Annotated in this window: 12 protein-coding genes; 10 read left to right on the top strand and 2 right to left on the bottom strand. The window is 68.2% G+C overall.

Features of this window, described 5'->3' with window-relative positions; translation table 11 throughout:
• Nucleotides 1–7 precede the first annotated feature (7 nt).
• Together AB4879_RS05990 and AB4879_RS05985 are read left to right on the top strand one after the other, a co-directional pair.
• The gene (locus AB4879_RS05990) at nt 8–1090 is read left to right on the top strand and encodes an ABC transporter ATP-binding protein (protein WP_370506844.1); all 1083 of its coding nucleotides are present in this window, start codon (nt 8–10) and stop codon (nt 1088–1090) included.
• A complete protein-coding gene (locus tag AB4879_RS05985) occupies nt 1090–1830 on the top strand; it encodes an inositol monophosphatase (protein ID WP_370506843.1) in 741 nt (246 codons plus the stop codon). The genes AB4879_RS05990 and AB4879_RS05985 overlap by 1 nt, the downstream gene beginning before the upstream one ends.
• Before the next feature lie 396 nt (nt 1831–2226).
• Here AB4879_RS05985 and AB4879_RS05980 read toward each other — a convergent pair whose 3' ends face one another.
• Nucleotides 2227–2508, bottom strand: a complete 282-nt coding sequence (locus AB4879_RS05980; RefSeq protein WP_370506841.1) for a hypothetical protein — start codon at nt 2506–2508, stop codon at nt 2227–2229.
• Nucleotides 2509–2599: 91 nt separating this feature from the next.
• Here AB4879_RS05980 and AB4879_RS05975 point away from each other — a divergent pair, with 91 nt between their 5' ends.
• Nucleotides 2600–3688: a hypothetical protein gene (locus AB4879_RS05975; protein ID WP_370506840.1), complete on the top strand. Its 1089-nt coding sequence runs from the start codon at nt 2600–2602 to the stop codon at nt 3686–3688.
• 54 nt (nt 3689–3742) lie between these two features.
• Complete coding sequence (locus AB4879_RS05970) at nt 3743–5233, top strand: hypothetical protein (RefSeq protein WP_370506839.1); 1491 nt, start codon at nt 3743–3745, stop codon at nt 5231–5233.
• Nucleotides 5234–5256: 23 nt separating this feature from the next.
• Here the strand turns inward: AB4879_RS05970 and AB4879_RS05965 are convergent, their stop codons facing one another.
• Complete coding sequence (locus tag AB4879_RS05965; protein ID WP_370506838.1) at nt 5257–6459, bottom strand: serine hydrolase domain-containing protein; 1203 nt, start codon at nt 6457–6459, stop codon at nt 5257–5259.
• 122 nt (nt 6460–6581) lie between these two features.
• On the opposite strand from AB4879_RS05965, the gene pyrR reads away from it, so the two are divergent.
• The 6 genes from pyrR to carB are packed head-to-tail and all read left to right on the top strand — an operon-like array spanning nt 6582 to nt 14413.
• Nucleotides 6582–7148, top strand: a complete 567-nt coding sequence (gene pyrR / locus AB4879_RS05960) for a bifunctional pyr operon transcriptional regulator/uracil phosphoribosyltransferase PyrR (RefSeq protein WP_370506837.1) — start codon at nt 6582–6584, stop codon at nt 7146–7148.
• A complete protein-coding gene (locus tag AB4879_RS05955; protein ID WP_102807942.1) occupies nt 7145–8137 on the top strand; it encodes an aspartate carbamoyltransferase catalytic subunit in 993 nt (330 codons plus the stop codon). The genes pyrR and AB4879_RS05955 overlap by 4 nt, the downstream gene beginning before the upstream one ends.
• Nucleotides 8134–9426 (top strand): dihydroorotase, encoded by a 1293-nt coding sequence (locus tag AB4879_RS05950; RefSeq protein WP_370506836.1) that lies wholly within the window; start codon nt 8134–8136, stop codon nt 9424–9426. Before AB4879_RS05955 ends, AB4879_RS05950 begins: the two co-directional genes overlap by 4 nt.
• A complete protein-coding gene (locus AB4879_RS05945; RefSeq protein ID WP_370506835.1) occupies nt 9423–9953 on the top strand; it encodes a transporter in 531 nt (176 codons plus the stop codon). Before AB4879_RS05950 ends, AB4879_RS05945 begins: the two co-directional genes overlap by 4 nt.
• Nucleotides 9950–11071: a glutamine-hydrolyzing carbamoyl-phosphate synthase small subunit gene (carA, locus tag AB4879_RS05940; protein WP_102807945.1), complete on the top strand. Its 1122-nt coding sequence runs from the start codon at nt 9950–9952 to the stop codon at nt 11069–11071. Before AB4879_RS05945 ends, carA begins: the two co-directional genes overlap by 4 nt.
• The gene (gene carB, locus AB4879_RS05935) at nt 11072–14413 is read left to right on the top strand and encodes a carbamoyl-phosphate synthase large subunit (protein WP_370506834.1); all 3342 of its coding nucleotides are present in this window, start codon (nt 11072–11074) and stop codon (nt 14411–14413) included.
• Nucleotides 14414–14418: the final 5 nt, after the last annotated feature.

The raw sequence follows: 14418 nt of genomic DNA, 5'->3' as shown, positions 1-14418 counted from the left end.
AAACAGAATGGCTACAGTCACTTTCAGTGGTGTGAACAAGGCCTACGGTGACGCTCGCATCGTCCACGACCTCGATCTCGAGATGGCGGACGGCTCGTTCACCGTGTTGGTGGGTCCGTCGGGATGCGGCAAGTCGACGTCGCTTCGGATGCTGGCCGGCCTGGAACCCGTCACCGCAGGCACCATCCGGATCGGCGACAAGGACGTCACCGCGCTCGAACCCAAGGACCGCGACATCGCGATGGTGTTCCAGAACTACGCGCTGTACCCGCACCTGACCGTCGAGCAGAACATCGCCTTTCCGCTGCGCGCCAAGAAGATAGCCAAGAAGGAAGCCCGCGATCGAGCCGCGGCCGTCGCCGAGACACTCGGCCTCACCGGTGCGCTGTCGCGAAAGCCCAAGGACCTCAGCGGCGGTCAACAGCAGCGCGTCGCGATCGGCCGGGCGATCATCCGGGAGCCCGCGGTGTTTTTGTTCGACGAGCCGTTGAGCAACCTGGATGCCAAGCTCCGAGTCGAAACCCGCACCGAGCTGTTGCGCATCCAGCGCAGGCTGGGCATCACCTCGCTGTACGTGACCCACGATCAGGAAGAGGCGATGACCCTGTCCGACCGCATGGTCGTGATGAACGAAGGCCGCATCGCGCAGCAGGGCGCCCCGTTGGAGGTCTACACCAAGCCGGCCAGCACCTTCGTCGCCGGCTTCGTCGGAAGCCCCAAGATGAACCTGGTGCCCGGCGTGATCGACGGCGGGACGTTCCGCTCGTCCGACGCCCTGGCACTGCCGGTCGGGGACGTGGCCCGGCACTCGGAGCCGGTGACCGTCGGCTTCCGTCCGGAGCATCTCGTGCTGCACCGGCCCGACGGCGACAACGACTCGCCGCTCGGCTCCACCGGCCGAGTGGCCCTGATCGAGCATCTCGGCCCGCGTGCGATCGTCGCCGTCGAGGCGTCCGGCTGCACGCTGGTCAGCGTTCTCGACATCGCGCAGCTCGGTGATCTCGCCGAAGGCGCCCGGGTGGCGATGTCGGTCCGCGACGGCGGACTGCACGTGTTCGACAAAGCCACCGGCGCCCGCATCGAGTCGTGATGAACACCGCAGAGTTACTCGACGTCGCGCTGGCGGCCGCCCGCAGCGGGGCGGACGTGCTCGCCGCAGGGGCCCGAGGCGAGCTGCAGATCACCACCAAGGGGGAGCAGGGCAACCTGGTCACGAACGTCGACGTCGCCGCCGAGCATGCGGTGCGCGGTGTGATCGACGCGCGGCGGCCGGCCGACGAGATCACCGGGGAGGAACTGCCTCCCGCCGGACGGCAAACGGCTCAGGTCAGGTGGTCGATCGATCCACTCGACGGAACCACCAACTTCACCAGGGGAATCCCTTACTACGCAACGTGTGTCGGCGCGGTGGATGCCGACGGCCGCTGGCTGGCCGGGGCGGTGGTGGCCCCGGCGCTGGGCAAGACCTACTTCGCGCATCGCGGCGGGGGCGCGTGGCTCGCCGACAGCGGCGGGGTGCGTCGGCTCACCGGCCCCGACGGTCACCGAGGCGCGCGACTGCTCGGCATGGGGTACTCGTACTCCGCCGATGTGCGCCGCGAGCAGTTCACGTTGACGGCGCAGCAGATGCGCGACTACACCGATGCCCGGATCTTCGGTTCGGCGGCGTTGGCGATCTGCGCCGTCGCCGAGGGTGCGATCGACGGGTTCGTCGAAACCGATCTCGCCGAGCATGATTGGGCCGCCGCGGCCGTCATCGCCGAAGAAGCCGGACTTGCGGTCAGCCGGCCGGTGGCGGGGTCGTCGGCAGTGGCCGTCGAGCTGCCGTGAGGTCGTTACCCGGGCCGGCCTGCTATCGGCTTTCGGTATGCGCCCGGCCGCGCGTCGATCTCGCAGACGCAATTCTCTGACAACCGACCAGTGCGTTAGCACAATTCGCGCCGTCTCGCAGCGTAATTTGCTGCATTGGTGAGCACCAAATAGTGGGGGCGAGGGTGCTAGCTGAAATCACGCTCCCCGCCTAAGTCTTTGGCTCGGCGCTTGATGGCGCACTTACTTAGATAAGTTCATCTTCGGTTGCCAAACTACTTACTGCTGTTTACAGTAACTCCGCGGGTTCGCCATCTGGTGCCGTCATTGTGCACCGCGGAGGCGTCGTCTCATCGCACATCGTTATCGGGGGGTTTGGGTCGTGGGAGCAACTTCTTCGCGCCAGTCGGCATTGCGCTACGCACGGATCGGTGGCTTGGCCGTCGCGACCGGACTCGGGGCCGCGCTGGCCACCGGGCACGGAATCGCCGCCGCAGCACCGTCATCCAATGACAATGGCTCGCACGGTACCGAGTCCAAGTCAGCGGGACCGCAGCGCCCGGCCGCCAAGTCGAAGCCAGCCACATCGAAGCCGGCGACATCGAAGTCGGATGCCTCGAAGTCGGACACGCCGAAGTCTGGTTCAGTGCGGGCCGGCGCGGCCACCCGGCCGGCATTGCAGACCTCGGCATCGGTCAAGGCCACCACCGTCCGATCGGCGACCAATCCGTTGACTTCATTGAAAGGTGGTGGCGCACCCGCGATTCCATCACCAGCGGATCTTCAAGCGATGCTGGGTGGCGTGCGCCGGGACCTGGAGCACATGCAATCGGCGCTCTCGCAGTCGGTGACGAACTTGTTCACCAACCCCGCCGGCTCCATGACCGCGGGTCTGGCCGCGCTGCGCACTGCTGCCGCCACCATCGACACCAGGTCGTCCGATACCCCGTCCAAGGGATTCCAGCTCTACACGATCTACAACATGGCGCCGACGTCGCTCACCTTGACCGACGTGAAGATCATCACGCCCGAAGGCGCCGGACGGTCCATCGTCAGGACGCCTCCGGTCGGCACTATCGTCGCTCCGGGCGAGAAGATCACGCTCGAGCTCGCCCAGAAGCGCACTTCGATCCTCGGACTGTTCACGACCACGGCGTTCCGGGACACCGATGTGATCCTGTCGTTCAAGGACAGCGACGGTGCCATCATTGATGTCCGTGCGGAATACACCTATTGGCAGGCTCGGCCGGTGACCGGCAATGGCGGCCTGGCGATTTGCGATACCAGCCGGTGCAAGGTGGAAGGTGACGAAGGGGACGCCCGCCGGACAGTATTCGTGCTCGCTGCTGGTAACTCTGCCCTCGACGCGACCAACCTGCCGGTGGATCGCCAACAGAAGCTCGTCGGTCTCTGCAGTGCATCTGGGGTGAGCTGCCGATGGGTGGACTCGAAAGTCGTAACCGGTGGCCGCGGCCAGGCGCAGGTGGTCGGTTCGGTCGTGCACAACAACACCGATAAGGACACGAGTTCACCAGTGGCCATTACGGTCTCGAAGGCGTACTCGTCCAGCCTCAAGGGCGGCGTCAAGGGTGGGTTCGACCTACTGGGCGTGATCAAGGCTGAAGTCAGCACTGAATACACCAGCACGTGGACCGACACCTTCACCACCACTCAGACGGTGCAAGTTCCGCTGCCTCCGCACACCACGGGGTGGGTCGAGGCCAAGGTTCCGGTTGACGTTGTGACCGGCACGTTGGTTGTGCAGACGCCGGTACAGACGATCTACCTGAGCAACGTCCGGGTGGAAGTTCCCATTGCGGGCGGCACTCCAGAACTCTTCATCGAGAATCGTGCGATTCCCAGAACGATCAAAGTCTAGCGTCGCGTTCATCGAATACGACTGCCGCACAACTGAACTCAGGGGGAGATAGTAATGGCGCAAACTCGTGGCGTCCGCGGGGTCGCCGGCCGGTGCATGGGGACGTTCGCCCCGCCCGTGATCACCGGCGTGGTGGTCGCCGGTTCGGTGGTCATGCCGGCCGTCACGCAGTCGGCCGCGCCTGCCGCCGAGCTGCCCGCTGCTTCCACTGCCACAGCCCAGATGGCCTACACGTCAGTTCCGGCCGCGCCTGCCCCCCTTGCTCCCAGCACGGGGGCGTCGGTCGTCGTACCGTCGCGGGTTAAGGAATACTCGCAGCTGCCGGCCGTCATCGCACGTGCGACCATGTCGACCGTCAGCGCTTCCGACGTGGCGACCCCGACGGCACTGGTTGTCGCCCAAGTCTTCGCCAGCCCCGCAGGCGCCCCGGTGCGCGGCGACCGGTCGACCCCGAAGGCTGCGGCCGTCGCTGCTGCCGTACCAGGCCCGCTCGCCGAGGTTGCCGACACGGTTCGCTACTTCATCGGCAACGGCGTCGACGCACCGGCGGACTGCACGGGTGCGGCGTGCAACGGTGGCAACGGCGGAATCCTGTTCGGCAACGGCGGCAATGGCGCCAACGGAGGCCGCGGCGGCAACGCCGGTCTGTTTATGGGGATCGGCGGTGACGGCGGTGACGGTGCCGATGCCGTGTACGACGAAGATGGCAACCAGCTGTCGGCGGCGGTAGACGGTGGCGCCGGTGGTGCGGGCGCGGCCTTGTTCGGGTACGGCGGCTCGGGCGGCGCCGGCGGTGCGGACATCCGAACGATCGGCGACGCGTTCGGCGCCGACGGCGGTGTGGGTGGCAGGGGCGGTGTGTTCGGCTCGGGTGGCCGTGGCGGTGCCGGCGGGAAGGCCATCACAGCGGGCGGCAACGCCGTTGCCGGCAACGGCGGCGCTGGTGGCGCCGGCACGATCGGTTCCGGCGGCAAGGGCGGCAAAGGCGGCGACGGGGAGGCGACCAGTGACGACGTTGCCGACGTCGCATTCGGCGGCGAAGGCGGTCGAGGTGGTGATGCGGCTTATGGGGCGTCGGGCAACGGCGGCGACGGCGGTTATGGAGACGCGTACAACGTCGCTCAGGGCGTCGGCGGGCCCGGCGGCGCGGGCGGAAAGGTCGGCATCGGTGCCGGTGGACACGGTGGTGACGGCGGCGGCGCTTACTCCGACGACGGGGGAGCTTTCGGCGGTGACGGTGGTGCCGGCGGCAGCGGCGTTGCCCTGTCGAGCGGTGGTAACGGCGGTGATGGCGGCGGATCGGCGACCTGGGGCTCGGGCGAAGCGAGCGGCGGCGCCGGCGGTGCCGGGGGCAAGGGCGGTCCATTGGGCAGCACCGGCAGACCGGGGATGAGCGGGTCGTCCGACAACGACGTCGACGGGAACATCACGGGAACGACCGCCAAAGCCTCGAAGCCGTCCGTCAAAGCCTCGAAATCGGCTGTCAACGGCCCGGATTCGGCCGCGAAGGCCCCGAAATCGGCTGCGAAGGCCAAGCGGGGCTGAGTGCGCGGGCCGCTGCGGGCGGGCTAGAGACCCAGCGCGCCGTAGGTGCGCCGGACGAACTTCGGCTGCACCGACTGCAGCTTGGCCAGCGAGGTGTTGCCGGCCACCGCCTCGGCCGGCGCGCTCATGTTCGGATAGTTCTGGATCAGATAGATCAGGATCAGGTCGTTGGCCGGGTCGGCCTGCCACCAGGTTCCGTACGCGCCCGGCCAGCTGAACGTGCCCAGCCCGCCGGGGCCGTACAACTGCCCCGATTTCGCCGGATCGGTCACCACGGACAGGTTCAAGCCGAAGCCACGCCCCACCCAGAACGGCAGACCAAGGAACGGGAACTGCTTCTGCTCCGCGGTGAGGCGGTCGGTACGCATCGACTGCACCGACTCCGGCGACAGGACCCGCACCCCGTCGACGTCACCGCCGCCGAGCAGCATGCGGGCAAAGCGCAGATAGTCGTCGACGGTGGTGACCAGACCGGCCCCGCCCTGAGCGAACCGCGGTTCGGTCACCGGGATGGGCCCCATGGCGTCGTGCTGCAGGCCGGATTCCGGGTCGAGGCGATACATCGTGGCGGCCCGGGCGCGCTTGTCGGGGGAGATGAAGAAGCCGGTGTCGGACATGCCGAGGGGCTCGAAGATCCGCTCGGCGAGGACCGTGTGCAGCGGTTTGCCCTCGATCCGGGAGATCGCGATGCCGAGCACGTCGGTGGCCTGGCTGTAGGTGAGCCGCTCCCCAGGCTGGTGCACCAGCGGCAGCTGGGCGATCTCGGCGAGCCAGTGATCCTGGTCCTGGCGCAGCGACACCCGGCCGTAGGCGCGGCTGATCGGGCCCGCAACCGAGAACACGTAGGCGAGCCCGCTGCGGTGGGTCATCAGGTCGTCGATCGTGATGGCCCGGCGCGCGGGCACCGTGCGGTCCAGCGGGCCGGCCGGGTCCACAAGGACCTGCATGTCGGCCAGCTCGGGCAGCCAGCGGGTGACCGGATCGGTCAGTGTGAGCTTGCCCTCGTCGACCAGCGCCATCGCGGCCGCCACCGTCACCGGCTTGGTCATCGAGGCCACCCGGAAGATCGTGTCGCGCTGCATCGGCAGACCGGCCTCGACATCGCGATACCCGATCTCGTTGACCTGCAGTATGTTTCCCCGCTGCCAGGCCAGGGTGACGGCCCCGGCCAGTAGTCCGGAATCGACTGCCTGCACGACGGAGGTGCGGTTGTCCCCGAGGTTCACCGTAAGAACTCTACTGACGGGCGTGTTTCGGGATCCGCCGGCAAGGGGTGTTAGGCTCCCCGACAGTTCGACATCCTTTAACGATCCGTCCAGAGAGGCGGAGAAGGAGGTCCGGAAAGCTCGTGGGCTCCACCGACCGCGAATTGATGTCCGATGCGGACGTCGGTAGAACCGTTTCCCGCATCGCCCACCAGATCATCGAGAAGACCGCTCTCGACGCCCCCGATGCGCCCCGCGTCATCCTCCTCGGCATCCCGACCCGGGGCGTCACCCTCGCCAACCGGCTGGCCGCCAAGATCCATGAATTCTCCGGCGTCACCGTCGAGCGCGGTGGCCTGGACATCACGCTCTACCGCGACGACCTGGACTTCAAGCCGCCCCGCGCCCTGGAGGAGACCTCCATCCCGGCCGGCGGGATCGACGGCGCCCTGGTGATCCTCGTCGACGACGTGCTCTACACCGGGCGGTCGGTCCGCTCGGCGCTGGACGCCCTGCGCGACATCGGCCGCCCCACCGTGGTGCAGCTGGCGGTCCTGGTCGACCGCGGGCACCGTGAGCTGCCGCTGCGGGCCGACTATGTCGGCAAGAACGTGCCCACGTCACGCGCCGAGAACGTCAAGGTGCGGCTGGTCGAGGACGACGGCGTGGAAGGTATCTGGATCGCACCGCAGGGAGGTCCCGCCAGATGACCATCCGGCATCTGCTCTCGGCGGGCGACCTGACCCGCGACGAGGCCACCGCCATCCTGGACAACGCCGACCGGTTCCGGCAGGCGCTGCTCGGACGCGAGGTCAAGAAGCTCCCGACCCTGCGCGGGCGCACGATCATCACGATGTTCTACGAGAACTCCACCCGCACCCGGGTGTCGTTCGAGGTGGCAGGCAAGTGGATGAGCGCCGACGTGATCAACGTCAGCGCCTCGGGGTCCTCGGTGGCCAAGGGCGAATCCTTGCGGGACACCGCGCTGACGCTGCGCGCCGCCGGCGCCGACGCGCTGATCATCCGTCACCCGGCGTCCGGCGCCGCCCAGCAGCTGGCGGAGTGGACGGCCGAGGAGCCGGCACCGGGCCTTGCCCAGGGGGCAGGAGCGGAGCGACTCGGGGGAGGACCGTCGGTGATCAACGCCGGCGACGGCACGCACGAACATCCCACCCAGGCGCTGCTCGACGCGCTGACGTTGCGCCAGCGCCTCGGCGACATCGAGGGCCGCCGGGTGGTGATCGTCGGCGACATCCTGCACAGCCGGGTGGCGCGGTCGAACGTATCGCTGCTGGCCACATTGGGCGCCGAGGTGGTGCTGGTCTCGCCACCCACGCTGCTGCCGGTCGGGGTCTCCGACTGGCCGGTGACGGTGTCGCACGACCTGGACGCCGAGCTGCCCGGCGCCGACGCGGTGATGATGCTGCGGGTGCAGGCCGAACGGATGAACGGCGGGTTCTTCCCCTCCGAGCGCGAGTACTCCATCCGCTACGGGCTGTCCGATCGCAGGCAGGCGGTGCTGCCCGGTCATGCCGTGGTGCTGCACCCCGGCCCGATGCTGCGCGGTATGGAGATTTCCTACGCGGTGGCGGATTCATCGCAATCGGCTGTGCTGCAACAGGTTTCCAACGGTGTGCACGTGCGGATGGCGGTGCTGTTCCATCTGCTGGTCGGCACGGACGAGGCGGTGAGCGTATGAGCGTGTTGATCCGCGGTGTGCGGCTCTACGGCGAAGGTGACCAGGTAGACGTCCTGGTGGCCGACGGCCAGATCGCCGAGATCGGCCCCACGCTCGCGGTCCCGGATGATGCCGACGTGATCGACGCCACCGGCCAGGTGCTGCTGCCCGGCTTTGTCGACCTGCACACCCACCTGCGTGAGCCGGGCCGCGAGTACGCCGAGGACATCGAAACCGGTTCGGCCGCCGCGGCTCTGGGCGGTTACACCGCGGTGTTCGCGATGGCCAACACCGACCCGGTGGCCGACAGCCCGGTGGTGACCGACCACGTGTGGCGGCGCGGTCAGCAGGTCGGCCTGGTCGACGTGCACCCGGTGGGAGCGGTCACCGTGGGGCTGCAGGGCAAGCAACTCACCGAGATGGGCCTGATGGCCGGCGGGGTCGCCCAGGTCAAGTTGTTCTCCGACGACGGTGTGTGCGTGGACGATCCGCTGGTGATGCGCCGGGCGTTGGAGTACGCCACCGGCCTGGGCGTGCTGATCGCCCAGCACGCCGAGGAGCCCCGCCTCACCGTCGGCGCCGTCGCGCACGAAGGTCCCAACGCCGCGCGACTCGGCCTGGCCGGCTGGCCGCGGGCCGCCGAGGAATCGATCGTCGCCCGTGACGCGCTGCTGGCCCGCGACGCCGGTGCTCGGGTCCACATCTGCCATGCGTCCACCGCCGGAACGGTCGAGATCATCAAATGGGCCAAGCAGCAGGGCATTTCGATCACAGCCGAAGTCACCCCCCATCACCTGCTGCTCGACGACAGCAGGCTGGCCAGCTACGACGGGGTGAACCGGGTGAACCCGCCGCTGCGCGAGGCCGCCGACGCCCAAGCCTTGCGCCAGGCGCTGGCCGACGGGGTGCTCGACTGTGTGGCCACCGACCACGCCCCGCACGCCGAACACGAGAAGTGCTGTGAATTCTCCCGGGCCCGGCCCGGCATGCTCGGTCTGCAGACCGCGCTGTCGGTGGTCGTCGAGACCATGGTGCAGACCGGCCTGCTGGACTGGCGCGGCGTCGCACGGGTGATGAGCGAGAACCCGGCCCGCATCGTCGGTCTCGATGACCAGGGCCGCCCGCTGGAGATCGGGGAGCCGGCCAACCTCGTCGTCGTCGACCCCGACACCACCTGGGTGGTCGAGGGCACCGAATTGGCCAGCCGCTCGGCCAACACCCCGTTCGCCGCGATGACGTTGCCTGCCACGGTCACCGCGACCCTGCTGCGCGGTGTGGTCACGGCGCGGGACGGGAAGAGCCCCGCATGAACACCGGTACGGCGATCGGATCGTTCGTCTTCGCGTTCGTGATCGTCGTGATCATCGGTGTGCTGATCGGCCGGATGCTGCGCGGCTGGAAGCGACGGGCCCGCCGGCAGATGGACCTGCTCGGCGAATTGCCAGCCCTGCCGGACCTACTGGGCTCGGCCACCGTCGCGCCGACCCGCGGCCTCTATGTCGGCAGTACGCTGGCACCGAATTGGCTGGAACGCATCGCAGCCGGTGACCTGGGCTACCGGTCCAAAGCGGTATTGACCCGCTACCCCGAGGGCATCCTGCTCGAGCGCTCCGGCGCGACGCCGATCTGGATCCCGCAAGACGCCATCACCGCCATCCGCACCGAGCGCGGACTGGCGGGCAAGGTCATCCCCGGTGGCCGCAACAAGACCGACTCGCCGGCAGGCATTCTGGCGATTCGGTGGCGGCTGCCATCAGGCACTGAGATCGATACGGGCTTTCGCGGCGACGACCGCCGCGACTACGCCCGGTGGACGACAACAGGAGAAGCAGCGTGACGGGTAAAGCCCATCTGGTACTGGAGGACGGGCGGGTCTACACCGGTACCGAATTCGGTGCTGTCGGACAGACTCTCGGTGAGGCGGTGTTCTCCACCGGAATGTCGGGCTATCAGGAGACCCTCACCGATCCCAGCTACCACCGCCAGATCGTGGTGGCCACCGCCCCGCAGATCGGCAACACCGGCTGGAACCACGAGGACGCCGAGAGTCGCGGCGACAAGATCTGGGTGGCCGGCTACGTCGTGCGTGACCCGTCGCCGCGCCCCTCGAACTGGCGCGCCACCGGGACACTCGACGACGAACTCACCCGGCAGGGCATCGTCGGGATCGCCGGCATCGACACCCGCGCGGTGGTGCGCCACCTGCGCACCCGCGGCTCGATGAAGGCAGGCGTGTTCTCCGGCCCGGCGCTCGCAGACACCGAGGAACTGCTGAGCCGGGTCCGCAACCAGCCCTCGATGCTGGGCGCCGACCTGGCCGGTCAAGTCTCGACCGACGCGGTGTACACGGTCGAACCTGAAGGGGCGCAACGGTTCACGGTCGCGGCCATCGACCTCGGCATCAAGACCAACACCCCGCGCAACTTCGCCAAGCGCGGGATCGCCACCCACGTGCTGCCCGCCGGGGCGACGTTCGAGCAGATCGCCGACCTACGGCCGGACGGGGTGTTCCTGTCCAACGGGCCCGGCGACCCGGCGACCGCCGACCACATCGTGGAGGTCACCCGTGCGGTGCTCGGTGCCGGAATCCCGCTGTTCGGCATCTGCTTCGGCAACCAGATCCTCGGCCGGGCACTGGGCCGGTCCACCTACAAGATGGTGTTCGGGCACCGCGGCATCAACGTGCCGGTGATCGACCACCAGACCGGCACCGTCGCGATCACGGCGCAGAACCACGGCTTCGCGCTGGAAGGTGAAGCCGGCGAACGATTCGACACGGACTTCGGGCCGGCCATGGTCAGTCACACCTGTGCCAACGACGGCGTCGTCGAGGGCATCAAACTCGTTGACGGACGGGCATTTTCGGTGCAGTACCACCCGGAGGCCGCGGCCGGACCACATGACGCGAACTACCTGTTCGACCAATTCATCGACCTGATGGCGGGGGAGAAGTAGATGCCACGTCGCGACGACCTGAAGCACATTCTGGTCATCGGCTCCGGCCCGATCCTGATCGGGCAGGCAGCCGAGTTCGACTACTCCGGCACCCAGGCCTGCCGCGTGCTGCGCGCCGAAGGTCTCGAGGTCACCCTGATCAACTCCAATCCGGCGACGATCATGACCGACCCGGAGTACGCCGACCACACCTACGTCGAACCGATCACCCCGGCGTTTGTCGAGAAGGTGATCGCCCAGCAGGCGGCGCGCGGCAACAAGATCGACGCCGTGCTGGCCACTCTGGGCGGCCAGACCGCGCTGAACACCGCGGTTGCGCTGTACGAGAACGGCGCGCTGGAGCGCTACAACGTCGAGATGATCGGCGCCGACTTCGACGCCATCCAGCGTGGCGAGGACCGGCAGAAGTTCAAGGACATCGTCGCGAAAGTCGGTGGCGAATCGGCGAAGTCGCGGGTCTGCTACACCATGGCCGAGGTCCGGGATACCGTCGCCGAGCTCGGACTGCCGGTGGTCGTGCGGCCCTCGTTCACCATGGGTGGGCTGGGTTCGGGCATGGCGTACTCGGTCGAGGACGTCGAGCGGATGGCTGGTGACGGGCTGGCCGCATCGCCCACCGCCAACGTGCTGATCGAGGAATCGATCTACGGCTGGAAGGAATTCGAGCTCGAGCTGATGCGCGACCACCACGACAACGTGGTGGTGGTGTGCTCGATCGAGAACTTCGACCCGATGGGCGTGCACACCGGCGACTCGGTGACCGTCGCGCCTGCGATGACGCTGACCGACCGCGAATACCAGGTCATGCGGGATCTGGGTATCGCGATCCTGCGTGAGGTCGGCGTCGACACCGGCGGCTGCAACATCCAGTTCGCGGTGGACCCGAAAGACGGCCGGCTCATCGTCATCGAGATGAACCCGCGGGTGTCGCGGTCCAGTGCGCTGGCGTCGAAGGCCACCGGATTCCCGATCGCCAAGATCGCCGCCAAGCTGGCGATCGGCTACACCCTCGACGAGATTGTCAACGACATCACCAAGGAGACCCCGGCCTGCTTCGAGCCGACGTTGGACTACGTGGTGGTCAAGGCGCCTCGGTTCGCGTTCGAGAAGTTCCCCGGCGCCGACCCGACGCTCACCACCACGATGAAGTCGGTCGGCGAAGCGATGTCGTTGGGCCGCAACTTCGTCGAGGCGCTCGGCAAGGTCATGCGCTCGCTGGAGACCACCCGCGCCGGGTTCTGGACCGGGCGCGACGACGACGGTGCGGTGGACGAGGTGCTGGGCCGGCTGCGCACCCCGACCGAGGGCCGGCTCTACGACATCGAGCTGGCGCTGCGCCTCGGCGCCAGTGTCGAAGACACCGCGGCAGCCTCCGGCGTCGACCCCTGGTTCGTCGACCAGATCGCCGGCCTGGTGGCATTGCGCCAGGAGCTGATCGACGCCCCGGTCCTCGACGAGGACCTGCTGCGCCGGGCCAAACACAGCGGACTGTCGGACCGCCAGATCTCCTCGCTGCGCACCGAATTGGCCGGGGAAGCCGGGGTCCGGGCGCTGCGCCGCCGCCTCGGCATTCATCCGGTGTTCAAGACCGTCGACACCTGTGCGGCCGAGTTCGAGGCCAAGACCCCGTACCACTACTCCAGCTATGAGCTGGATCCCGCGGCCGAGACCGAGGTGGCCCCGCAGACCGAGCGGCCGAAGGTGCTGATCCTCGGTTCCGGGCCCAACCGGATCGGGCAGGGTATCGAGTTCGACTACAGCTGCGTGCACGCCGCGACGACGCTGAGCGAGGCCGGCTTCGAGACCGTGATGGTCAACTGCAACCCGGAGACGGTGTCGACCGACTACGACACCGCCGACCGGCTGTACTTCGAACCGCTCACCTTCGAGGACGTCCTCGAGGTGTACCACGCCGAATCGCAGTCCGGGCTGGGCGGCCCGGGCGTGGTCGGGGTGATCGTGCAGCTCGGCGGGCAGACCCCGCTGGGGCTTGCGCAGCGGCTTGCCGACGCCGGGGTGCCGATCGTCGGGACCAGGCCCGAGGCCATCGACCTGGCCGAGGACCGCGGGCGCTTCGGGCAGGTGCTTCACGAAGCCGGCCTGCCCGCACCGAAATTCGGCACCGCCACCAGCTTCGAGCAGGCCCGCGACATCGCGGCCAGGATCGGCTATCCGGTGCTGGTGCGGCCGTCCTATGTGCTGGGCGGACGCGGCATGGAGATCGTGTACGACGAGAAGACGTTGCACGGCTACATCACCCGCGCCACCCAGCTCTCACCCGAACATCCGGTCCTGGTCGACCGATTCCTCGAAGACGCCATCGAGATCGACGTCGACGCGCTCTGTGACGGCACCGAGGTCTACATCGGCGGCGTGATGGAGCACATCGAAGAGGCAGGCATCCACTCCGGTGACTCGGCGTGCGCGCTGCCGCCGGTGACGTTGGGCCGCAGCGACATCGAGGCGGTGCGCCGCGCCACGGAGGCGATTGCCCACGGTGTGGGGGTGGTCGGCCTGCTCAACGTGCAGTACGCGCTCAAGGACGATGTCCTCTACGTCTTGGAGGCCAATCCGCGGGCCAGCCGCACCGTGCCGTTCGTCTCGAAGGCCACCGCGGTGCCGCTGGCCAAGGCGTGCGCACGAGTCATGCTGGGCGCCAGCATCTCCCAGCTCCGCGCGGAAGGGGTGCTGGCCGCGACCGGCGACGGCGCCACCCCGGCGCCGAACGCGCCGATCGCGGTCAAGGAAGCGGTGCTGCCGTTCCACCGGTTCCGCAAGGCCGACGGCACCGGCATCGACTCGCTGCTCGGACCGGAGATGAAGTCCACCGGCGAGGTGATGGGCATCGACCGCGACTTCGGAAGCGCGTTCGCCAAGAGCCAGACCGCCGCCTACGGATCGCTGCCCAGCACCGGCACGATCTTCGTGTCGGTGGCCAACCGGGACAAGCGTTCGCTGGTCTTCCCGGTCAAGCGCCTCGCCGACCTCGGCTTCCGCGTGCTGGCCACCGAAGGAACCGCGGAGATGTTGCGGCGCAACGGAATTCCGTGCGACGTCGTGCGCAAGCATTTCGAGGAACCCGGGGACGGCCGCCCGGCGATGTCGGCGGTGGACGCCATCCTCGCCGGCGACGTCAACATGGTGATCAACACCCCGTACGGCAACTCCGGGCCGCGCATCGACGGTTACGAGATCCGCTCGGCCGCGGTGTCGATGAACGTCCCGTGCATCACCACGGTGCAGGGCGCCTCGGCGGCGGTGCAGGGCATCGAGGCAGGTATCCGCGATGACATCGACGTGCGCTCGCTGCAGGAACTGCACGCCGCGCTGGGTCATGACTGAGATGG

Source organism: Mycobacterium sp. SA01, from assembly GCF_041287105.1.
Lineage (GTDB): Bacteria > Actinomycetota > Actinomycetes > Mycobacteriales > Mycobacteriaceae > Mycobacterium.
The sequence above is the reverse complement of the archived record's forward strand: the minus strand, read 5'-3'. Positions and strand labels throughout refer to the sequence as shown.

Bases quoted from the DNA above. Each gene is read 5' to 3' on its own strand.
- AB4879_RS05955 (WP_102807942.1), top strand. From the start codon at position 7,145: ATGACCATCCGGCATCTGCTCTCGGCGGGCGACCTGACCCGCGACGAG.
- AB4879_RS05970 (WP_370506839.1), top strand. From the start codon at position 3,743: ATGGCGCAAACTCGTGGCGTCCGCGGGGTCGCCGGCCGGTGCATGGGG.
- carB (WP_370506834.1), top strand. From the start codon at position 11,072: ATGCCACGTCGCGACGACCTGAAGCACATTCTGGTCATCGGCTCCGGC.
- AB4879_RS05985 (WP_370506843.1), top strand. From the start codon at position 1,090: ATGAACACCGCAGAGTTACTCGACGTCGCGCTGGCGGCCGCCCGCAGC.
- AB4879_RS05990 (WP_370506844.1), top strand. From the start codon at position 8: ATGGCTACAGTCACTTTCAGTGGTGTGAACAAGGCCTACGGTGACGCT.
- AB4879_RS05945 (WP_370506835.1), top strand. From the start codon at position 9,423: ATGAACACCGGTACGGCGATCGGATCGTTCGTCTTCGCGTTCGTGATC.
- AB4879_RS05975 (WP_370506840.1), top strand. From the start codon at position 2,600: ATGCTGGGTGGCGTGCGCCGGGACCTGGAGCACATGCAATCGGCGCTC.
- AB4879_RS05950 (WP_370506836.1), top strand. From the start codon at position 8,134: ATGAGCGTGTTGATCCGCGGTGTGCGGCTCTACGGCGAAGGTGACCAG.